27 protein-coding genes and 1 tRNA gene are annotated in these 18806 nt (G+C 52.9%); 2 read left to right on the top strand and 26 right to left on the bottom strand.

What is annotated here, in order from left to right:
* Positions 1-19: 19 nt before the first annotated feature.
* Both ABNV41_RS12280 and argC read right to left on the bottom strand, forming a co-directional pair.
* Positions 20-751: an SDR family NAD(P)-dependent oxidoreductase gene (locus tag ABNV41_RS12280; protein WP_050819142.1), complete on the bottom strand. Its 732-nt coding sequence runs from the start codon at positions 749-751 to the stop codon at positions 20-22.
* A 42-nt stretch (positions 752-793) separates the two neighbouring features.
* The gene (argC, locus tag ABNV41_RS12275) at positions 794-1714 is read right to left on the bottom strand and encodes an N-acetyl-gamma-glutamyl-phosphate reductase (protein ID WP_087651707.1); all 921 of its coding nucleotides are present in this window, start codon (positions 1712-1714) and stop codon (positions 794-796) included.
* 72 nt (positions 1715-1786) lie between these two features.
* On the opposite strand from argC, the gene mazG reads away from it, so the two are divergent.
* Complete coding sequence (mazG, locus tag ABNV41_RS12270; protein ID WP_050819144.1) at positions 1787-2764, top strand: nucleoside triphosphate pyrophosphohydrolase; 978 nt, start codon at positions 1787-1789, stop codon at positions 2762-2764.
* Positions 2765-2837: 73 nt separating this feature from the next.
* On the opposite strand, the gene ABNV41_RS12265 is transcribed toward mazG, so the two are convergent.
* From ABNV41_RS12265 to ABNV41_RS12255, 3 genes are all read right to left on the bottom strand, one after another.
* Complete coding sequence (locus tag ABNV41_RS12265) at positions 2838-3365, bottom strand: DUF2501 domain-containing protein (protein WP_050819145.1); 528 nt, start codon at positions 3363-3365, stop codon at positions 2838-2840.
* A 256-nt stretch (positions 3366-3621) separates the two neighbouring features.
* Positions 3622-5499 (bottom strand): molecular chaperone HtpG, encoded by a 1878-nt coding sequence (htpG, locus tag ABNV41_RS12260; protein ID WP_050819146.1) that lies wholly within the window; start codon positions 5497-5499, stop codon positions 3622-3624.
* Between the two features lie 105 nt (positions 5500-5604).
* Entirely contained in the window at positions 5605-6531 is a 927-nt protein-coding gene (locus tag ABNV41_RS12255; protein ID WP_349934775.1) for an N-formylglutamate amidohydrolase, read from the bottom strand.
* Between the two features lie 68 nt (positions 6532-6599).
* Here ABNV41_RS12255 and ABNV41_RS12250 point away from each other — a divergent pair.
* Positions 6600-6674, top strand: a tRNA-Val gene (locus ABNV41_RS12250).
* 303 nt (positions 6675-6977) lie between these two features.
* Here the strand turns inward: ABNV41_RS12250 and ABNV41_RS12245 are convergent.
* The 21 genes from ABNV41_RS12245 to ABNV41_RS12145 all read right to left on the bottom strand — a co-directional run bounded on the left by ABNV41_RS12245 (position 6978) and on the right by ABNV41_RS12145 (position 18782).
* A complete protein-coding gene (locus ABNV41_RS12245; protein WP_349935111.1) occupies positions 6978-8027 on the bottom strand; it encodes an IS481 family transposase in 1050 nt (349 codons plus the stop codon).
* The gene (locus ABNV41_RS12240; protein ID WP_349934774.1) at positions 8027-8965 is read right to left on the bottom strand and encodes a tyrosine-type recombinase/integrase; all 939 of its coding nucleotides are present in this window, start codon (positions 8963-8965) and stop codon (positions 8027-8029) included. Before ABNV41_RS12240 ends, ABNV41_RS12245 begins: the two co-directional genes overlap by 1 nt.
* Positions 8966-9139: 174 nt before the next feature.
* Complete coding sequence (locus ABNV41_RS12235) at positions 9140-9466, bottom strand: hypothetical protein (protein WP_155467955.1); 327 nt, start codon at positions 9464-9466, stop codon at positions 9140-9142.
* Complete coding sequence (locus ABNV41_RS12230; RefSeq protein ID WP_050819149.1) at positions 9463-9867, bottom strand: hypothetical protein; 405 nt, start codon at positions 9865-9867, stop codon at positions 9463-9465. The genes ABNV41_RS12235 and ABNV41_RS12230 overlap by 4 nt, the downstream gene beginning before the upstream one ends.
* Positions 9864-10055, bottom strand: a complete 192-nt coding sequence (locus tag ABNV41_RS12225) for a DUF1653 domain-containing protein (protein WP_050819150.1) — start codon at positions 10053-10055, stop codon at positions 9864-9866. Before ABNV41_RS12225 ends, ABNV41_RS12230 begins: the two co-directional genes overlap by 4 nt.
* A 226-nt stretch (positions 10056-10281) precedes the next feature.
* Positions 10282-10548 (bottom strand): hypothetical protein, encoded by a 267-nt coding sequence (locus ABNV41_RS12220; protein ID WP_050819152.1) that lies wholly within the window; start codon positions 10546-10548, stop codon positions 10282-10284.
* Positions 10545-10826 (bottom strand): hypothetical protein, encoded by a 282-nt coding sequence (locus tag ABNV41_RS12215; RefSeq protein ID WP_050819153.1) that lies wholly within the window; start codon positions 10824-10826, stop codon positions 10545-10547. Before ABNV41_RS12215 ends, ABNV41_RS12220 begins: the two co-directional genes overlap by 4 nt.
* Positions 10823-11152: a hypothetical protein gene (locus ABNV41_RS12210; protein ID WP_050819154.1), complete on the bottom strand. Its 330-nt coding sequence runs from the start codon at positions 11150-11152 to the stop codon at positions 10823-10825. Before ABNV41_RS12210 ends, ABNV41_RS12215 begins: the two co-directional genes overlap by 4 nt.
* Positions 11149-11739 (bottom strand): 3'-5' exonuclease, encoded by a 591-nt coding sequence (locus ABNV41_RS12205; protein ID WP_050819155.1) that lies wholly within the window; start codon positions 11737-11739, stop codon positions 11149-11151. Before ABNV41_RS12205 ends, ABNV41_RS12210 begins: the two co-directional genes overlap by 4 nt.
* A complete protein-coding gene (locus ABNV41_RS12200) occupies positions 11736-11930 on the bottom strand; it encodes a hypothetical protein (protein WP_349934773.1) in 195 nt (64 codons plus the stop codon). Before ABNV41_RS12200 ends, ABNV41_RS12205 begins: the two co-directional genes overlap by 4 nt.
* Positions 11900-12400 carry a hypothetical protein gene (locus ABNV41_RS12195; protein WP_349934772.1) on the bottom strand — a complete coding sequence of 167 codons (501 nt, stop codon included), beginning with the start codon at positions 12398-12400 and terminating at the stop codon, positions 11900-11902. Before ABNV41_RS12195 ends, ABNV41_RS12200 begins: the two co-directional genes overlap by 31 nt.
* A 1-nt stretch (position 12401) precedes the next feature.
* A complete protein-coding gene (locus ABNV41_RS12190) occupies positions 12402-12863 on the bottom strand; it encodes a hypothetical protein (protein ID WP_349934771.1) in 462 nt (153 codons plus the stop codon).
* Entirely contained in the window at positions 12860-13084 is a 225-nt protein-coding gene (locus tag ABNV41_RS12185; protein WP_050819158.1) for a hypothetical protein, read from the bottom strand. The genes ABNV41_RS12190 and ABNV41_RS12185 overlap by 4 nt, the downstream gene beginning before the upstream one ends.
* Positions 13081-13401 (bottom strand): hypothetical protein, encoded by a 321-nt coding sequence (locus tag ABNV41_RS12180; protein WP_050819159.1) that lies wholly within the window; start codon positions 13399-13401, stop codon positions 13081-13083. Before ABNV41_RS12180 ends, ABNV41_RS12185 begins: the two co-directional genes overlap by 4 nt.
* A gap of 78 nt (positions 13402-13479) precedes the next feature.
* Complete coding sequence (locus tag ABNV41_RS12175) at positions 13480-13725, bottom strand: hypothetical protein (protein WP_050819160.1); 246 nt, start codon at positions 13723-13725, stop codon at positions 13480-13482.
* A gap of 6 nt (positions 13726-13731) precedes the next feature.
* Entirely contained in the window at positions 13732-13854 is a 123-nt protein-coding gene (locus ABNV41_RS12170) for a hypothetical protein (RefSeq protein WP_349934770.1), read from the bottom strand.
* On the bottom strand, positions 13854-14075 hold the full coding sequence (locus ABNV41_RS12165) for a hypothetical protein (RefSeq protein WP_050819161.1): 222 nt from the start codon (positions 14073-14075) through the stop codon (positions 13854-13856). Before ABNV41_RS12165 ends, ABNV41_RS12170 begins: the two co-directional genes overlap by 1 nt.
* A gap of 11 nt (positions 14076-14086) precedes the next feature.
* Positions 14087-14806, bottom strand: coding sequence for a KilA-N domain-containing protein (locus tag ABNV41_RS12160; protein ID WP_050819162.1), 720 nt, complete (start codon positions 14804-14806; stop codon positions 14087-14089).
* Positions 14807-15488: 682 nt separating this feature from the next.
* Positions 15489-16511 carry an IS110 family transposase gene (locus ABNV41_RS12155; protein WP_349934769.1) on the bottom strand — a complete coding sequence of 341 codons (1023 nt, stop codon included), beginning with the start codon at positions 16509-16511 and terminating at the stop codon, positions 15489-15491.
* A gap of 261 nt (positions 16512-16772) precedes the next feature.
* Positions 16773-18158, bottom strand: a complete 1386-nt coding sequence (locus ABNV41_RS12150; RefSeq protein ID WP_349934689.1) for an IS1380-like element IS1380A family transposase — start codon at positions 18156-18158, stop codon at positions 16773-16775.
* Positions 18159-18215: 57 nt separating this feature from the next.
* Entirely contained in the window at positions 18216-18782 is a 567-nt protein-coding gene (locus ABNV41_RS12145; RefSeq protein WP_155467958.1) for a hypothetical protein, read from the bottom strand.
* Positions 18783-18806: the final 24 nt, after the last annotated feature.

Here is an 18806-nt window from a genome sequence, read left to right as displayed (position 1 = left end):
TTAGAAAATAGGTAGCTCTTTAAGCTTCCAGACCACCATCTACCGGAATGGCCGCACCCGTAATGTATTCAGCCTGTGGGCTGGCAAGGAAGGCAACAGTAGAGGCAATGTCTGCCACTGTGCCGTAAGCACCGGTTGCTACAAAGCTGCTGATCAGTTTTGCAACTTCACCTTCTGCCGGGTTCATGTCCGTATCAATCGGGCCGGGTTCCACCACATTGGCTGTAATGCCTTTTGGCCCCAGATCACGCGCAACGCCTTTGGCAAAGCCGCGTAGTGCCGCTTTGGTGGTGGCATAAAGGGAAATGCCGGGGAAGGGCGCACGCGCACCAAAAGCAGAACCGATAAAGATAAGGCGGCCGCCTTTTTGCATGTGCTTTGTGGCTTCTGCTGTTTCAATCATAACAGCGCGCACATTCAGGTTGAGAACTTTTTCAATATCTTCAACGCTGGTTTCGTTAATCGGGCCATAAGGAAACATGCCCGCATTGCACACCAGTGCATCAATCCGGCCAAAATCTGCAATGGTTTTGGCAATAACAGCCTTGTTGCCTTCTACCGTAGCGCCATTGGCTTTGATTGTAACGGCCTTGCGGCCCAGTGCGCGCACTTTCTGGGCAACCTTTTCGGCTGCATCTGCGCTGTTGGCGTAAGAAAGGGCAATGTCGTAGCCATCTTTTGCCAGTGCCTCAACAATAGCGGCACCAATGCCTCGGCTTCCGCCGGTTACAAGCGCAACACGGTTGCTCATAGTGTTTAACCTTTCTTCTATTTTGCGTGGGCAGGGCGTCGTTTAGGCAGCGTTCAGGTCCAGCATCAGCCGGATATTCTGCAACGCAGCACCAGATGCCCCTTTGCCCAGATTATCCAAACGGGCCGTAAGCAGTGCCTGCCGGTTCTGGGTATTGGCATGCACGCGCAGTTCCATTCTGTCGCTTCCCGCAAGGGCTTCGGCAGAAAGTTTTGGCTCTGCGGCCAGCACACGCACATGGTCTTGCCCTGCGTAGCGTTTTTCCAGAATGTTGTGCAGGTCTTCCCCGCTCACGTTTCCGTTCAGATCATCCAGATGCAGTGGGATGGACACAATCATGCCGCGCGCAAAGTGCCCAACAGAAGGCACAAAAACCGGCCTGCGCTTAAGGCCCGCGTGTTGATGAATTTCGGGCACGTGCTTGTGCTCAAGCTTCAGGCCATACAGTTCAAATGCAGGGCCACCATCGCGCTCATGCGCTTCTATCATGCTGCGGCCACCGCCTGAGTATCCGCTAATGGCGTTAATACACACCGGGTAGCGCGCATCCATCACACCGGCATCTACCAGCGGGCGCAACAGGGCAATGGCGCCTGTGGGGTAACAGCCGGGGTTGGCTACGCGAGGGGCAATGGCAATGGCTTCAGCCTGTCCCGCTTCCAGTTCGGGAAAGCCATAAACCCAGCCGGGTGCCGTGCGGAAAGCCGTGCTGGCATCCAGAATGCGAGGGGCGGCATCGCCTAGTTCTGCGGCCATTTCAACAGCTTCGCGGGAGGCATCATCAGGTAGACACAGCACAACCAGATCGGCCGCCTGCATGGCTTCCTTACGGGCAGCAGGGTCCTTGCGGTGTGCATGATCTACGGAATGGAGCGTAACAGGCAAAGGGGCAAGGCGTTCGCGAATTTCAAGCCCTGTTGTGCCAGCTTCACCATCAATAAAGACTACGGGTTTCTGTGTCATGCCTTACCTCATTCTGGTTCTGGCGGCAGATTAGGCTTTCTGGGTGCTGCCGCATAGACGGCGCGGCTGTTTATGGCAAAATGCCACCATATCTTTTTGCACCGGGTAGCGGTGTATGTATGCAAACCAAAGGCAGAAACAAGCATGACCACTTCTCCCGCATCCAGCCAACCAACAAAAAGCGTACAACAGGGCAACAGCCAGCAGGCAGCGTACGAACTGCAACGTCTGCTGGCCCTTATGGCCCGTTTACGAGACCCCAAGGAAGGCTGCCCGTGGGACAGAGAGCAAACGCACGAAACCATAGCGCCCTACGCCATTGAAGAAGCGTATGAAGTGCTGGATGCCATTCAGAAAAAGGATTGGAATGCGTTTCCCGATGAATTGGGAGACCTGCTGCTACAGGTTGTATATCAGGCCCAGCTTGCGCAGGAAGAAGGGCGGTTTGATTTTGCAACCGTAGCCCGCATGATTACGGAAAAGATGATCCGCCGCCACCCCCATGTGGTGTTTGGTGCCGATGTGCTGGAAGACCATGCCGTAGCGGATACGCGGCAACCAAAGCAGGATATTGCCAGCCAATGGGAGACGTTGAAGGAGCAGGAACGGCAACGTAATGCCGGGCAAACTGGTAAAGGGGCAGCAATACCGGGTGCCTTGGCGGGTGTGCCGCCAGCATTGCCTGCATTATTGCGTGCTTCCAAACTGGCGGCGCGGGCTGCACGTGTGGGGTTTGACTGGCCAGATATTTCTGGCGTGGTGGCCAAGGTTCATGAAGAGATTGAAGAGTTTTCTGTTGAACTGGAGGCCGGCAACCGTGAGCGCATGCAGGATGAGCTGGGTGATGTTCTGTTTTCTATTGCCAGTTTGGCACGGCGGCTGAATCTGGACCCAGAAGCCTGCTTGCGCCAGGCGTGTGACAAATTCACCCGCAGGTTTGAAGGAGTAGAGGCAGTTTTGGCAGAACAGGGACTTTCCATGTCTGACCAAAGCGTGGAAATGCTTGATGGTATTTGGAAGGATGTCAAAAAAGCAGAAAGCAAAAAGTAACGCCAGCCGCAAAACCTGGGCCTATTTATAAAATAGGGCAGGCTGTTATAGCCTGCCCATGTATGAAGGATAATTAGTCTGTCAGGCTTTGGCCTTTTTTTGTAAGATCGCTGCACAGCTTTACGCGTTTGGAAAGCTCAAGAGTGGCAATATCAAAAGGTTTGGATGTACTGTTTTGCAGCAACCCTTGCCCCCCTAAAGAATATCCCTGATCGTTTCGCACATCGGGACGCTTGGAAAGATTGCGAGCTACACTGCGTGGTGTTGTGCCAGAGGCATAATTTTTATGCACGCAATAGGAAAGCAGCCCAGCCACATTGCCGGTGCTTGCATTTTCTATTGATGGCAGACCACCCTCTCCCAAAACGCCGGGGGTGGCTATGGTAGAGGTGCCAGAAACATTCCCCACAACCTGTGCGCCATTAGTAGGGGCAGAAGCCGGATGGGCCGGATCTGTTACCGGAAGGGCATCTGCAGGAGCTGTTGGGAATGTGGTGCCTGCTGGAAGGGGGGAAGACGTGTTTTGTGCGTGCGCCATACCTGCGGCGCTTAGCCCCAGAATACAGCTTGCCGCCATTATTGTTTTTTTGGTGGAGAACATTTAGATGGCCCTTTCAAAATTTTCCATACAACAGGTCTTATTCAAAAAGTGCCGCTATTTTTTGTAATAAAAACGCAATAGCGGGTTCTGCCTACTAGAATGCGCCAGAGCGGGAAAAGTTCTGTTCTACTGTAATCGGTCAGATCTTGTTGGGATATTTTGTAAAACAGTTTTTGAAAAGCTTGTTTTATAAAAAGGAAAGGCCCGGCAGAACCGGGCCTTTTTGAAACATATAAATATTTTGTGAAGCGATGCTTTAGGCCTTGGGGGCTTCTGGCTGTGTGCCCTGCGCCAGATATTCCATCAGGCGGCGAGAAAAGGCATTTACATCCTTGGGTGTATCGCCATTCTGGATGCTGGCAACATCCAGCAGAATATGGGCCAAGGCATCCACTTTTTCACCAGCTTTTACCTTTTGTGCCAGCGTATGCACGATAGGATGTGCCGGGTTAAGTTCCAGAATAGGTGCGGCTTCTGGCATGTTCTGTCCGCTACGCTGCAGCAGTTTGCGCAGTTGCAGATCTGGCCCACCTTCTGGAGCACTCAACACCATTGCGCTGGAAACCAGACGGTCTGTTGCGCATACGTCTGAAACATCTTCGCCCAGTGCTTCTTTCAGGGCAGGAATCAGGGCTTCCATGTCTGCCTTTTCGGCAGATGTTTCTTCTGGTGCGCCAAATTTTTCCAGATCAGTCATGCCCTGAGCCACGTTGCGCAGGGCTTTGCCCTCATACGTGCCCAGACGCTCTGGCCAGAAGGAATCAACCGGGTCAGACAGCAGCAGCACTTCTACACCGCGTGCCTTGAAGCCTTCAATCTGCGGAGATGCCGCCAGCACTTCTGCGCTATCACCGGTTACGTAGTAAATGGCATCCTGTTCCGGCTTCATGCGGCTGATATAGTCATCCAGAGATGTCAGACCATCTACAGCGCTGGAGCGGAAACGGCTGAGTGCGGCAACCTCCGTGCGGTGTGTGGGGTCATCCCACATGCCTTCTTTCAGCACCGGGCCAAAGTTTTCCCAAAATGCAGCGTAGCTTTCGGCATCCTTGGCGCGGGTTTTCAACTCACCCATCACCTTGCTGGTAACAGCCTTGCGAATACGGGCCAGCACGGGGGTAGCCTGCAACATTTCGCGCGAGACGTTAAGCGGCAGATCTTCCGTATCTACAACGCCCTGCACAAAGCGCAGCCACGGCGGTAGGATTTCGGCTTCATCAGTAATAAACATGCGGCGCACATGCAGGCGCAGCTTGCTTTCACGCGTTTGTTCCGCAAATTCAAAAGGCCGCATGGAAGGGATAAACAGCAGGGCTGCAAATTCAATGGTGCCTTCTGCGCGCCAGTGCAGCGTATCCCACGGTTTATCGAAGTTGTGGGTTAGATGGCGGTAGAATTCTTCAAGCTGTTCTTCTGTAATTTCACTTTTGGGTTTTAGCCAAAGTGCTTTACCTTCATTGGCTGTTTCTTCCTTACCGTCATGCAGGATCGTGACAGGCCATGCAATGTTGTCCGACCATTTGCGAATAATGGTTTGCAGACGGGTAGGGTCCAGAAACTCTTCAGCATCAGACTTGATGTGCAGGGTAATATCCGTGCCCGGCTTATCACGCGTGGCAGGTTCTAGTGTGTAAGATCCACGCCCATCGGAAGTCCAGCGCCATGCTTCATCTGATCCAGCTCGGCGGGACACAACATCCACTTTATCTGCCACCATGAAGGCCGCGTAAAAGCCTACACCAAACTGGCCAATCAGGCTGGGGCGATCTTCCGGTTTGGCATTTTCAAGCTGCTGGCCAAAGGCACGGGTGCCAGAGCGTGCAATGGTGCCAAGGTTGTTAATAAGTTCTTCCTTGGTCATGCCCGAACCATCATCGGTAATGGTCAGCAGGCGTGCGTCTTTATCCGGGTTGATATGAATTTTGGCATCTTCTGGCAGGGCGCGGGCGCCATCTGTCAGGGCTTCAAAGCGTCTGCGGTCTGTGGCGTCTGCCGCGTTGGCCACGAGTTCGCGCAGGAAAATTTCTCTTTCAGAATAGAGAGAGTGGACAACCAGATCCAGCATCCGCCCAACTTCTGCACTAAACTCCCGCGTTTCGGCATTGGGTGTGGTGTTCTGGGTTGTTTCTGTCATGTTCACGTCCTGTAATGCATTGTTTGCTTTTATGTGATTATCAGATGTGGTGGTGACGCCGCGTTTTCAATATCCACCCCTTTAGATAATACGCATGCTTCTTTTCTATAAACCGTGGGAAGCGGGAAAGAGTTTCAGAAGCTTTTCTGTAAGTGTCGCCAGCGCGTTAGATAGCGGTGCAAAGCCTGCGTGGCAGATATGGGTTTCTTCATCCATATATAGGCTTCTGCGCATTTCAATTTGCAGGGCATGTAGGTTGTGCTGCGGTCTGCCGTAATGGCGGGTGATATACCCGCCAGCATAAGGCTGGTTGCGCGTGGTGCGGAAGCCCAGGCTCTGCAAGGTCTGTTCGGCTGTGCTGATAATATCTGGGTGGCATGTGGTGCCGTGAGCATCGCCTAGCACAAAGTCTGGGCTTGCCGCTTCTGGCACATCGGGCATGGAGTGTAAGTCCAGCAGCAGGCAGAAGCCGTGCGTCTTACGTGTTTTATCCAGCATATCGGCCAGCATGGCATGGTAAGGCATCCAGTAATGGCGGATGCGCAGGGCGGCTTCCATAAAAGGTAGGCGATGCCAGTAAATGGGTTTTCTGTTGCCCACAATACGCGGAATGGAGCCCAGCCCAGCGAGGCCACGTTCTGTGGGACGTACAAAAGCAGGAATGGGGCCTTGGAACATGCGTGTATCCAGATCCCACGCACCACGGTTTACATCACAAAACACGCGGGGGAAGGTGGCATGTAGCAAGGCTGGCCCTAAGGCATGTGCCTGCTCTGCCAAAAGGTGAATATGGCTATCCTCCCCACTGCGTAAAACGGAAAGAGGCTGGCGGGAGTTTTGCACAAAGGCTTCTGGGTAAAATTGCCCGGAATGCGGAGATGCCAGTACAATAGGCGCACCCACAGCCCCCAGCACCTCAAACGGAGCAGGCGCAATGGCCCGGCTTGCCTGATCTGGCAAGTCTGCCTCTGATGTGTTTTCCAGCAAACGTGCCAAATGGCGAGGCAGCAGGGAATGGGCAAGATTTTTCATGTTGCTGGTATTCTAAGGGGTTGCGTTTGCCACGCAAGAAGGATAAAAGGCGGCCCACGGTTACGGATGGGCGCATAGCTCAGCGGTAGAGCACTACCTTGACATGGTAGGGGTCACAGGTTCAATCCCTGTTGCGCCCACCATCCCTAACCGGTAGTTTTCTGCGGATTTTAAGTATTTCTCTCCCTGAAAAATCTATCCATGTAGTGCCATTAAGCGGCATCAATTTGCATTATTTGGCACCTATATCCGTGCCAGATCCGTGCCGCTCAGACAGTCCCCACCAAGCGCGAATCTCTTCGCGATATGCATCAGGCATTTTCTTCGCATAGCGTGCCACGATGCCCATAGTCGCCCATCCGCCATCCTCTTTGAGCGCCAGAATGTCGCGATACAGACAATAGTGCCACGAAGCCCATGTATGACGTAAATCATGAGGCGTGACGTCAGGAACAAAGACGGTCTTTTCTTTTATTGATCCCTTTGGAGTCCAGACTCGCATATGTGTCAGGTTGTGAGACGTCATTGGCGTAATCAAGGATTTCGTCGACCTGTTTCATGATGTCACGACCAGCCGGTTTGATATAGTCTTGATTACGTGACGCGGGATGTTTTTCAAGCCATGAGATGATGCATTGGGCGGGAGCGATGCCGCCCAGAACACGCTGCGGGCGATGATTGTAGGCGAAACAGAAGCCTCTGAGCAGAATTTCCAGATCTTCATGGTTTGAGACACAGACCTGCAGTACTTCTGTAGCGACACGGCCATTGAAGCGTTCCACCATTCCATTGGTCTGAGGGGAGTAAGCCTTGGTCCGGCGTCGGTCGATTCCCATGTCATGACAGGCTTTTTCGAAGGCGTCCGCTGTAAAGCAGGAGCCACGATCGGTCAGGATATGGGTGATCCGGAAAGGAAAGGCCGATTTGACGGCATTGAGGAAATCAACGGAATTATCCGCATTTTCCGCGTCATAAACAGCCAGGTGCACTGAACGGGAACAGCGATCGATGGCGACATACAGAAAACGTTTCCGCCGGTCCCCATCTGCTGTCTGTAATTTTGGCAGATGTTTCACATCGATATGGACATAACCGGGATCGTAATCGCGGAACTTTCCCTGTCCCCGAACTGGTCCGGCCTTTGGAACAGGAGGCAGCCTGTTCAATCCGGCGTCTTTCAGTATCCGCCAGATATTGTCCCGGTTCAGATGCGGCAGGAAATGCCGTAAGACAAAGGTCAGATCATCCAGACCAAAACCGGTAGAACGCCGAAGCTGACAGACAATGGCGCGCTCCTCCTCCGAGGCTTTCCAGGCCAGCCTCCAGGGACGGCTGCTGCGGTCCTGACAGGCGTCCGAACCACGCCTGCGCCACTTGCGGACTGTTTCATCGCTGATCCCGTAGCGTCTGGCGAGCACGGATGTCGGTTCTGACGAACGAGCTATCTCAGCCCGGACAGCCGGTGTCGTGCGTGCCTGTGGGTGGATCTGAAGCATCATTCGGTCTCCCTGCAAACGGAAGAAAACAACGAAGCATAACGCGGTATCGCCCACGCTACATCATCCCAATGACGTCTCACAACCTGACACATATGTCCGGGCAATCCGGCCTTTCTGCATGCGACAGACCAAGCCGCTTTTATCTGGCCGCCGCTTACTCTTCCTTTGTCTGCATATCCTCTTTCAATCCCCCGCTTATAGCGCGGACGGAACACCGGCCCATCTCTATCGGGTAGTGAGCGCAAGGCTTCGATAACGCGCGGCACAAGGCCAACATGCCGTTCATTCCCCTGCTTTTGCCAGACCACAGCACTGGCGCCTCGGATATCTACATATCGCCAATCAAGCTCAATTGCTTCGGACATGCGGCAACCGGTGCCAATCAAGAAAATCAGTAATGGTCTGATATGAGGCGATGCCGATTCCACAAGGCGCGTGGCTTCTTCGGGCCTCAAGAATATGGAGCGTGTTTTGGGTATGGACGGGCCCTTAAAAGCAGGTCTGTCGCACCATTGGCGGACGGCGGCAAATTCAAGGACTGCCTTGAGAGGGGTTAGCACACCCCTCACTTTTGTTGCCGGCGCAGCATTATCCCCATCGCGGAGCAAGTATCGGTATGACTGGTCAACCGTTTCTTGCGTAATAGTGGAGAGCTTCATGCGCCCGAAGTGCATTAAAAGGCGCATGAGATAGTCTTTTGTGGTGTCCGATCTTTCTTCCGCTTTGAGATATGCCTCTACTGCGCTGGAGAAGGTGACGACTGCACGGGCGCCAAAGACACTCGCCGTCCAGAGTTCGCTCTCCCGTTTGGCGCGGTACGCTTCCGCTTGCTTCGGGTCAGAAGTTCCTGTGCTCTCAAAAATGCTTTTTCCGCAGACGGTTCCACGGACGTAGAGATATTCACGGCCTTTGCGACTGATGATTTTGAGCGACATTCCAAGCTATCTAACAGACGTTTAAAATCGTCATTGCGAAACACAAATTTTCTTCCCCAACGCCTATGGGTTGGGCCGCCCGCATATATCGGGGTTTCATTCAGATGTTTCCGAAGGGACTTTTCTTTTACTGTTCCGCGCAAGCGCAGCAACACATCCTTCAGCGTCATAAGATCAGGTAGCGTCTCTCCCATTCCCGCCCTCCATAGCTGCGTCAATGGCGGCGCGTATTTCTTTGGGATCTGTGACACCAGATCTTGAGAAAAACATGATCTGCCAAATTAGGGGTTCGCCATGACGGCCCCCAATGCTTGACACACATTCAGCCAACCACTCCAACCGCCGCGTATCAGCCGCACATTCTGCCCGTGCGCGTTCTTCGGCTTCACTAATAGCGGCGGCAAGCATCATCCGGAGATTATCGGGCGTGTAATCTTCGTGGCACAAATAGGCAGAATTAACCTGCACCATTTCTTCAATTTGTTCCTCTCTCGCCCTCATGCCGCGGCCCCTAGATTGCGGATTGCTTTGGCACATTCAGAGGCTGCGCACATACGCTCATCGTAATAAACGCGGTCATCATCGTTATCCGCGAGTTCGCGCTCATCATAATATTCGTCGCTGATTTCTTGTGCTTTCTTCGCTGCACGCTCCCGTTCCGCCGCCAGCATTTCGTTTATCTGCGTGGGGGTGAGGACGGGGCCGTGGTATTCCCAGGCCTTGGTGTATTTCCATCTATGTGCCCAGACTTCAGTGGATGTGAAATACCCTTGGGCTTTGCTGCACCAATAAAAAGGACGTGGACCGCTGCCGTTGCCTATGTGTATCCAATGCCATCCATCCCGCTCTGGAAACATAGGCACGCCGGGGCGCTTTGGGTCGGGCCAGTTTTGGGTGGTCATACTTCTACCTTTTCAAATCGGCCATCAAAAAATTCAGTGGAAGGGCGAACCCAAATGCGACCATCATCCATGCTCATATAGACGATGCATTCGGTCATATCGTGAGGCCCTTCGATTTGAAGGGTTCCTTTTCCCATCACCATATATTGCGTGCCCCGCTTTTTATGCCGGTATATGTCTTCCCTCACGCCTTCTCTCCTGCGCGGGTGTTCCGTGCGGAAAAAGCTGGCATCCCAGATTCCGTGACAAAATGGCTTGGCAATTCATCATACTGGCAAAGGGGTGTGTCTTTTTCTGATGTACGCCCACAAGCGTGGCAACCAAAATTACCTCTGCATAATGGCCTTTGAAAAAAACCATCTTTGCAAACATGCCCATCAGGCTGGTAAGACCGACACGGCTTCAATTCCTCGCTCATGCTTCCTGGCCTTTCAGGGCTGCCTCAAGCAAATAAGCAGCCTTCATTGGGTTTCCATTGGCAATGCTTATGCGCGCGCCGGTCACTATCTCGTTCAACTGCGAAATAACCGCATCCGCATCGGCCTTCATAACCACGGCCCCAGATACGCCAGCGTTTGGCTCTGCTCGTAACTGCGTTGTATTGATGCCGCTGGTTGGGTCGCGTAGGGCGTCTGCCACCAGTGGGTTGATGTAGCCAACTATGGGAAGGGGATGGGTCATAGTGCATACCCCACACCTGTAAGAGCCTGATAAGGGCACTCAAAAAACAGTTTGCCATCTACCCAAACGCAAGCGCGAGTGCGCATACAATATTCACCGTTAACGTCATGCTGCAAGGTAATGCGCTCAACTATAGGCCATTCGCTTTTTGGCTTGCATGCAACGTAGCTAGGTTCCCCAACCTTAAAAAATGGACTGTCTCCGTCCGCATCAGGTGTGCCAGTTATATAGAGGCACTCTTTTACTTCATAATCGGCCATTGCAGATTTATCGGTCATTCGCCTTCTCCCGGCAGCACTTCGCGGACGTGTATTACTTCTTTTCTATACTCTGGTGTAAACGCCTGATGCGCTTGTTCTGGGCTTGTGCATGTTATGCGCCCACCAGAATTGCTAAGCGCCATCCAGAATTCACGCGGCTGCGGGACTTCCTCGGCGTTCTTTATATCCAACAGGCAAGCAATAAACCCTTCATTACTTTCGGGCCTGCTAATGAAAGCAAGCTGCCCCAAAACAGCATGAACCACGCACACCTCACCATTGAAGGCATAAGGCCCCTCATGTTCTGGCGTGTAGGGGCCGAGGATTTTTAGTTTCTGGGTCATGCTCCAGTTCCTTCCACATCACGCAGATGGAAGAACAGACGAGCGCAGGCCCGAACGTCTACCATGGCATCGTGCGCGCCTTCGAGTTCTTCATTGAAGAAGTGCTTGATGCATTCTTCCAGTTTCGGTGATTTGGGCTTGTCGATGCCAGCAGCGATCATGCGTGCTGTTGGTGGCAGGTTCACCAGCGGGGCGGCTGCATCCATTGTGCAGAACTTCTCGCCCAGCAGACGCCAGCCACGCGCGACACGCGCAAACATAATGTCGATGATCTGCACATCGAATTTGATATTGTGTGCAACCAGAAGATCGGCCTTTTTGGTCAGATCATAGAAGGCCGCGGCTGCGATCGCTTCACGCACACCGCAACGCTGAGCCATTTCCGTTGTAATACCATGAACCTTTGCTGCCGCTTCCGGTATCGTCCACCCATCAGGATGAACGATCAGGTTCAGGCTTGCGCGTTTTGTGCCATCGTCTTCCGTCAATAGGGCCGCAAGCTGCACGCAATGCGGCTGCCGGTCGGAATTGAGGGGAGTGTACCGGTCGGGGAGGCCTGTAGTCTCCGTATCAAAAAAGAGGATCATGCCGGCGCTCCATCAACAGGAGCTTCGGCAGCTTTCTTGTCCAGTTTCTCGCGGCGATCAGCGATCATATCCTGCACCGCTTCCTGCACTTCTTCACTGATCGGACGGCCTGCTTCTTGGGCACGAGCGATAGTGGTCTGCCATAGGCTCCACTGGCTATCTACACACGCAACATCAGGGCACTTTTCCAAGCGCGTGTGGAATAAGGCGATGTGGTCAACCGGTGGCGCAACACGCTGCTGTGCTGCCATGGCCCTTGCTTACCAAAGAGGTTCGCGCGTTTAGCGTCTGCAATACTGAAATCGCCTGTTACTTCATCACCATCTATCCGCTTGGCAACGCATACAGCGCGAAGGTTGTCGCCTTCTCCTTCAAAGTATTCTTTAACCGATGCGCATTTACCGGATCCACGCACAAGCGCCAGCATGGCATCACCCCAAACGCTGGGGCGTCCGTTGATCACGGCAATGTTCTGGATAGCCTGCATTGGTGCCAGGCCAAGTTCAGAACCCATCTGCACAGCGATCATGATATTTTCTGGCTTACCCTTGTAGTCCTTGGGCATCAGATCTGAGTTCGCTGCCATTTTTGAAAACGTAAACAGCTCATTGAATGTGCTGATCTGCAAAACGGGGGCATGTGCTGTCAGTGCATTACTCATTTCAACCATCCTTCCGGGCGCTAACAACCAAAATGGGAGCGCCGCCATTGCTCATTGTGACGCCGGGCAAATCTTGCTTCCGGGCCAGTTTCTTCATTTCTGTGGTTTGGAACTTATCCGGCTGTGGCTTCCAAAGTTCGGGATGGGCGGTTTGAAGCGCCTTTTCATCCGTGACCATTGGCTCTGGCAACCGCTCACGCAGGCTGGCCTTCCAGTTGTCAGACTGAAAACCTGTTACGCCGTCCTGCTGCATCGTCTTTGCGAGTTCTGACCGCAGAAGCTCTGCTGCCATCTTTGCCTTGCGCACTAGATCCTCAGCCGCACCAATAGCCTCAAGGGCGCAGGAGTCTGTATTGGCCCCATCTGCTCTGGAGGCGATGATCTGATTGTTCCACGCCTGCATAGCCTCACGCATGTAATCAGCGTGTGCTCTATTGAGGGTTGCGAGAACGGCATCCATCACGCAGCCTCCAGCACGCGATCAGCAATGACCGGACCCGTATCAGTTCCCAGCATAGCTGTGAGCCAATTCACTTGCGTCCTGATCTTTACTTGTGCATCCAGCAGATTACTCCATTTCTCACCAAGGGCAGGGACATGCTTCATTTCGCCCATGATGATCTGCTCTGCTGCTTGTAGGTTGGTAATGACGCGCTGGGCTTCGTTGTGGGAGAGGGTGATCATGCCGCACACTCCGCAACTTTGCGCCTGTCGTCATTATGCGACAGGGCGGCAGACTTAATGCTTTCCTTCCGCTTTTCGCGCAGTTCACGCACAGCGCAGACCATATCACCGATAGCTTCTTCGGAATAATCAATCATCGTGTCTGCAAAAGCACGGTCTGAAAATTCATCCCGCTGCATGCGCATGATGATCTGGCAGTGTTGATATATTGCCGCTTCATATTCGCGGATTTCACGCGCTACATGCTCCGGCACATCATCCGTATTAAACATGCCATCACGCACGGCGTTTGCGTACGCCTTGTTTGTGTAAGCCATTTTCTACTCCTAGCGTGGAGAAACATTCAGCCAATGCGGCCATGCAACCCGCTGCGGACAGCGGGAAACATTGCGGCATTAGGGTTCTGGATTTTCGCCCCTGGCTTTTGCTAAAGCGGTGCGAGCTAGACTTTCAGAATTTCCTATCCATGAAGAAAATCTCCCTTGCTCGCTCAATGAATCCCAATCCGCAACATCGCCATTTTGATGCAAACCAGATACACCTTCGCTGTTTTCTTTAAGATCTTGAATGTCATGGAGTAGGCGATCTAAAGCCTCATAAAGCTCAGGCGCCGTGGCAATCAGACGAGCGTTGGCTTCCATAACAGGTCATGTTTCAGACTGGTTATAATCACCGCAAATTTGTGCAACTTCATTGCCGTCAGCCGTTGCAACTAGCGTGTCATCTACAGGTCCAACTTTCCATGGGCCGGGTGTGAACTTCGTTGCCATCACGCACCCACCATCAGCGCGATAACGCCAGCAAAGGTCATGTCGATATATTCAACAAACCGCAGGCCAGTATCCGTGCAAAGCAGACAGAAAACAGCCACGTAGAAAAACACAGCCAGACAGAACAACTGCCCCAGCGCCGTAAACTGCAACCAGTCGCACACATCCCGCGCACCGCTTCCGATGCGTTCTGGCCATTCTTTGTTTTGGAGAGTGTTCATTTGCTTTACCCTCAGTGCTGGCCAGATATTTTAACGAGGCGCGTAATGCCTTTTGGTGTGAAAAACACCTGCGGGCTAAAGCGCTCATCGCCGTCACGGTCGCGGTATGGGTGAAACTTTACGTAGCAATATCCAGCCTTCACCTTGTCAGAATAGGCATTCCATTTTCCGTTCTGCTTAAAGATGAATCCGTTTGCATGCGCTGCACGCGTGAACTGGTTGAGCTGCATATTTGCGGCTTTGGCTGACAGGTTCAGCGTGTAGAGGCCATCACTGTCTGCGATCTTTCTGGCGACCTCAGCTTGAGGTGCAAGAATAGCGTTTTCCTGTTTAAGCTCTTCAACCTGTCGTGCTGTGATCTGGAACGCCCGTGCGACAATTTCCTGTTCGCTTAGTGCGGGTGCAGCGATCTGGCCCGTTACCAGTGCGTCAAAAGCGCGAATGACAGTGAGGTGGAAGGCGGGGCTAATCCACATTGCGTAGGCATATACCAGCTCTTTGCAGGCGTAGGTGCCGTTGTTAATGCCATCATTCGTTTTCGAGAGGGGGGTCTGCAAATTTGCAGAGGCCCTAATTTCTTTAACAAGATATTGAGTTTGGGAATTACGAACCCAAAACGCAGGTTGCTTAGATTTATCGCTACCGGCTGCCTTATGGCAGTCGTTCAGGCAGAACCGGCCTTCCGCATCCTGCCGTATCTTCGTTCCGAGAATTGAGAGAGAAGCGTTCATCGCCCATCACCTTTCGTTCGTGATGGGTGGATGTAAGTATTACTTACCAATCATGTAAAGGGAAAAGTAAGTAAAACTTACATGCTCTGCAAAAAAATGCCCCGCTTCATATTGGAGCGGGGCATCAAGAATGATTTAATTTAAAGTTAGGTTGCTAATCATTTATAGGCTTCGTGTTATTGTGATTAAAACATAATCCATCAGCATTATATGTCGATGTTGTCGTGTAGTTTGACGTCAATGTGAATTTTTTAAATCTGAAACATGTTTCTCTTTGGTATTTATGTTTAAAAATGTCTTCATATTTTGCTTTTACCAAAACGTAAAAATATTCTGTATTAATAATTTGATTCCATTTTAAATGAGGAGTTAAGGAAAATGAACTTCCTCTCGGGATATCGTCGCGGATTTCTTCTGTGGTTACCGTCCGTTATGCAAGAGTTTTCTGACCAATATTGACGTGTGATCGTGTGCGGTCTTCTGTAAGGCCTGTTGATGTGGCCTTTCAGAAGCCACTGGCCGGTATGGTGATCAGCGGATCAGATCCAAATCTCACAGGCGTGCTTTAAAGCACAGAGAAATCCACTGGTTTTTCCGATCCGGATCAAACGATCATGCGCCCATTCAGGTCATCGCCCTCTCACACCCCTACCGGTTCCATCCGCGGGAGCCGAGCCATCGCTCAGGCTGCCAGGGACAGGGCCGGATCCCGATAATCCTCCTGTTTTGTTGCCATGGCCCAGATGGCTCGTGCCATCCTGTTGGCCAGCGCAATGGCTACCAGCATACGGGGCTTGCGGGCCAGCATCCGTGCCAGCCAGCTTCCCGGTGCAGGGGCCTTACGGCTGGCCCAGTTCACCTGGGTCATGGCGCCCATGATGAGAAGCCTGCGGATATCAGCCTGCCCGGCTTTTGATATCTTCCCCAGCCTTTCCTTTCCGCCAGATGAGAACTGACGGGGCACCAGCCCCAGCCACGCAGCAAAGTCGCGCCCGCGCCGGAAGCTCTGCAGGTCAGGCGCAAAAGCTTCAATCGCAAGAGCGGTCAGAGGACCCACTCCAGGCATGCTCTGCAATCTGCAGGTGTTTTCACTTTCCTGGGCAAGCATCCTGATCTTCTTTGTTCTGACATCAATCCGCACACTCTGCTCCGAAATCTGTCGCAGCAGATCAAGGCATTCCTGCTTCACAGCCTCTGGCAGAACCGCCTCATCCAGCATGGTTTCAATGTGTCTGATATGCGCAATCCCCTGTGGCACGACGAGACCGAATTCATACAGAACGGCACGCAGGGCATTCACCAGTTCCGTGCGCTGGTGCACCAGACGCTGCCGGGCCCGGAAAAGAACGCCACGCGCCTGCTGCGCTTCAGTGCGTGGTTCGACAAAGCGCATTTCCGGCTGCCGGGCCGCAATGACGATCGCTTCCGCATCAGCAGCATCGTTCTTCTGGCGCTTCACGAAAGGCTTCACATACTGCGGAGCGATCAGTCTGACCTCGTGACCAGCTCCTGCCAGTTCGCGAGCCCAGTGATGCGCGCTCCCGCACGCTTCAAGAACGACCAGAGCAGGCGGCTGCGTGGCCATGAACTGCATAAACTGCTGACGACGCAGCTTTTTGCGAAACATCACCTCGCCCGCACGCGAAGCTCCATGAACCTGGAAAATGTTCTTTGCCAGATCAACGCCTATCACTGTATCCTTCATCTGCCGTCCTTTCGCGCAGTCGTTTCTTCCAACGACCATTCTGGCACATTGCGATGCCGTGCGGGGAGGACGGCAACCACCCCATCTCACACTTGAGGAAATTTCGGGTCATTTTGTAGAATTCAGTCATCCCACAGGAGCCCGATCTGGAATATTGACGATATTCTGCTTCTGGCGGCGGGTTCTGAACGCAGTGAGGGTGTCACGGCCTGAGAAGGCAGTGTTGGTGGAAGCTATGTGGTCTGTGCACTGTCTGTTTCTTCAGATGGCCTGCCGGAGCCTTCGCAATCGTGCATGAGCGAGGGCGAATTCATGCTGACAGGGGAACATGTCCGGCATGGACAGGACAATCCGACGGACGCTGAGCGTTACACGTGTCGCGATTTTGAGCAGCCGTGCGCGCATGGTGCCACAGGTCGCCGTCTCCAGGCTGGTCTGGCCAAGGGCCAGTCTTTGCAGAGCGGTCAGCAGGACATAGGCTGCGGCCGAGAACCACAGCCGGAGCTGGTTGGCCCGGATGGTGTGGGACGAGGTCCTGTCTGAGAACAGATCCATCTGGCATTCCTTGATGCGGTTTTCCATATCCCCGCGTGCGCAGTAAATCTGTTCGTAGAGATGGCGGGGGTCGGACATTCCCTGCGGTAGCGTGGTGACAATGTAGCGATGATAGCGGTTGCCGTGGCGCCATTCGGCCTTGGCCACGACCCGCCTGCGGCGCGTCCAGCTGTCCTTTGTGATCCAGTCAAAGGAGGCAAAGCCGCGCGCAGCTCTGCCTGTCGTGGCGGCTTCGTCACGAACCTCAGCGGACAAAGAGGCAATCCGGTCATACAGGCGGGTGTTGCCTGCAAGCCCGAACAGGAAGTCAACGTGGTTGTCTTCGCACCATGTCATCAGACTGTCCCGGGCGAAACCGCTGTCCCCACGCACCAGGATACGCACCCGAGGCCAACGGCTCCTGATCTGCTCCACGATCCGGCGGATGTCTGCCAGTGCTTCCTTCCCCGGGTCCCTGTCTGCCGTGCGCAGGGTGGCGCTCAGGAGATGGTCTCCGCAGAAGATGTATAACGGCAGATAGCAGTTATGGCCGTAATACCCATGAAAGGCCCGGCCTTCCTGATGGCCATGGATACGGTCATCGGTGGCATCCACATCCAGAACGATCCGGGCGGGTGCGCGCTCATGCTGGTCCATGAAGAGCGTCACGAACAGGGTAGCCAGGGCCTCATGATCAGCAATGATGCGGCAGTAACGATCTGCCTTGTGGCCACTGCGCTCCAGCCGGTTCAGCGTGGATTTTCCTGCCAGTGCTGCGCAGTTTGCCCGGCCTCCTGACAGACGGCCCGAGGCCAGACCAAAGATCAGGTCATGCCGCAGGGCATCGTGATCATTGAGATCTTCATAGCCCAGTGCCAGGCCCATGATCCGCTGACGGACAAGGTCTTCAACCCGGTATTCCACAAAGCCGGGATGCCGCTTATCGCGAAAACAGGCAGCAAAGCGGCGGCTGAGACCCAGAATGTCATCAGCCTGCTTCACCAGAATGACGCCCCCATCCGAACTCATGCGACCCCCGTCAAAACGGGCCACAACACGCCGTCCACAGGAGGCTGGAAATTCATACGCGCCTGCGCTACACTCTGTCTGCATCGGGTTTTCTTATAGCTTACGAAAATTTCTTTTACACAAAATAGACTTTTTCATAATCTAACCCGATGTACAACCCTTCTGTGAGATTTCCGCGTCGAAATCCAATTGATTATTTACATCAACCTTTGAAAAATCATCAACTAGATTTAGTCTTTCATTGGTAAATTTTTCAGAAACTTCTGTATAAATTAAAGTCGCATCAGATTGACCAACATTATTAACAACAATGGGGATGATGTATATTCCATTTGGAGATATAGGTAGTCCTGGGGATGAAATGTTCATCAATAAGGATGGCATTTGTGAAGCATCAAGAGCTTTCATTGCCGTCTTTGCGCTTTGCTTGGATGCAGATGACGAGCGCAGTGAGCCAATCATTGATCCAAGACTCCATATGCATGAAAAAATTGATATAATGAATGCCCAAAATGCTATTCTTTTTGCTAAGGAATCTTGGACTGGGGGCATAACATGACAACTTGGGTTTGGATTTTCGCCGCTTTGGCAAGTGCAGGAACCGCTGTTTTTGGAAGTGCTACTGCTGTTTATGGTGGATATATTCGTGGCATTTGCGCTGCAATTAGTACTGGCGCGCTGATCGTGTGCGTCTTTATCTTGATCCATAGTGGCTTTTAACTTTCTAGAATA

Origin of the sequence: Acetobacter sp. A11-2 (genome assembly GCF_040208445.1) — a bacterium.
GTDB classification, from domain to species: domain Bacteria; phylum Pseudomonadota; class Alphaproteobacteria; order Acetobacterales; family Acetobacteraceae; genus Acetobacter; species Acetobacter oryzoeni.
The sequence above is the reverse complement of the archived record's forward strand: the minus strand, read 5'-3'. Positions and strand labels throughout refer to the sequence as shown.

Coding starts and splice junctions, on each gene's coding strand:
- ABNV41_RS12265 (WP_050819145.1), bottom strand. CDS start 3,365: ATGTTCTCCACCAAAAAAACAATAATGGCGGCAAGCTGTATTCTGGGG.
- ABNV41_RS12155 (WP_349934769.1), bottom strand. CDS start 16,511: ATGAAGGATACAGTGATAGGCGTTGATCTGGCAAAGAACATTTTCCAG.
- ABNV41_RS12235 (WP_155467955.1), bottom strand. CDS start 9,466: ATGAGGGCGAGAGAGGAACAAATTGAAGAAATGGTGCAGGTTAATTCT.
- ABNV41_RS12160 (WP_050819162.1), bottom strand. CDS start 14,806: ATGAACGCTTCTCTCTCAATTCTCGGAACGAAGATACGGCAGGATGCG.
- ABNV41_RS12150 (WP_349934689.1), bottom strand. CDS start 18,158: ATGCAGACAGAGTGTAGCGCAGGCGCGTATGAATTTCCAGCCTCCTGT.
- ABNV41_RS12195 (WP_349934772.1), bottom strand. CDS start 12,400: ATGAGTAATGCACTGACAGCACATGCCCCCGTTTTGCAGATCAGCACA.
- ABNV41_RS12245 (WP_349935111.1), bottom strand. CDS start 8,027: ATGCTTCAGATCCACCCACAGGCACGCACGACACCGGCTGTCCGGGCT.
- htpG (WP_050819146.1), bottom strand. CDS start 5,499: ATGACAGAAACAACCCAGAACACCACACCCAATGCCGAAACGCGGGAG.
- ABNV41_RS12210 (WP_050819154.1), bottom strand. CDS start 11,152: ATGACCCAGAAACTAAAAATCCTCGGCCCCTACACGCCAGAACATGAG.
- mazG (WP_050819144.1), top strand. CDS start 1,787: ATGGCAAAATGCCACCATATCTTTTTGCACCGGGTAGCGGTGTATGTA.
- ABNV41_RS12220 (WP_050819152.1), bottom strand. CDS start 10,548: ATGACCCATCCCCTTCCCATAGTTGGCTACATCAACCCACTGGTGGCA.
- ABNV41_RS12175 (WP_050819160.1), bottom strand. CDS start 13,725: ATGGAAGCCAACGCTCGTCTGATTGCCACGGCGCCTGAGCTTTATGAG.
- ABNV41_RS12165 (WP_050819161.1), bottom strand. CDS start 14,075: ATGAACACTCTCCAAAACAAAGAATGGCCAGAACGCATCGGAAGCGGT.
- ABNV41_RS12205 (WP_050819155.1), bottom strand. CDS start 11,739: ATGATCCTCTTTTTTGATACGGAGACTACAGGCCTCCCCGACCGGTAC.
- ABNV41_RS12185 (WP_050819158.1), bottom strand. CDS start 13,084: ATGATCACCCTCTCCCACAACGAAGCCCAGCGCGTCATTACCAACCTA.
- ABNV41_RS12230 (WP_050819149.1), bottom strand. CDS start 9,867: ATGACCACCCAAAACTGGCCCGACCCAAAGCGCCCCGGCGTGCCTATG.
- ABNV41_RS12170 (WP_349934770.1), bottom strand. CDS start 13,854: ATGGCAACGAAGTTCACACCCGGCCCATGGAAAGTTGGACCTGTAGAT.
- ABNV41_RS12145 (WP_155467958.1), bottom strand. CDS start 18,782: ATGGATCAAGATAAAGACGCACACGATCAGCGCGCCAGTACTAATTGC.
- ABNV41_RS12280 (WP_050819142.1), bottom strand. CDS start 751: ATGAGCAACCGTGTTGCGCTTGTAACCGGCGGAAGCCGAGGCATTGGT.
- ABNV41_RS12240 (WP_349934774.1), bottom strand. CDS start 8,965: ATGTCGCTCAAAATCATCAGTCGCAAAGGCCGTGAATATCTCTACGTC.
- ABNV41_RS12180 (WP_050819159.1), bottom strand. CDS start 13,401: ATGGCTTACACAAACAAGGCGTACGCAAACGCCGTGCGTGATGGCATG.
- ABNV41_RS12255 (WP_349934775.1), bottom strand. CDS start 6,531: ATGAAAAATCTTGCCCATTCCCTGCTGCCTCGCCATTTGGCACGTTTG.
- argC (WP_087651707.1), bottom strand. CDS start 1,714: ATGACACAGAAACCCGTAGTCTTTATTGATGGTGAAGCTGGCACAACA.
- ABNV41_RS12215 (WP_050819153.1), bottom strand. CDS start 10,826: ATGACCGATAAATCTGCAATGGCCGATTATGAAGTAAAAGAGTGCCTC.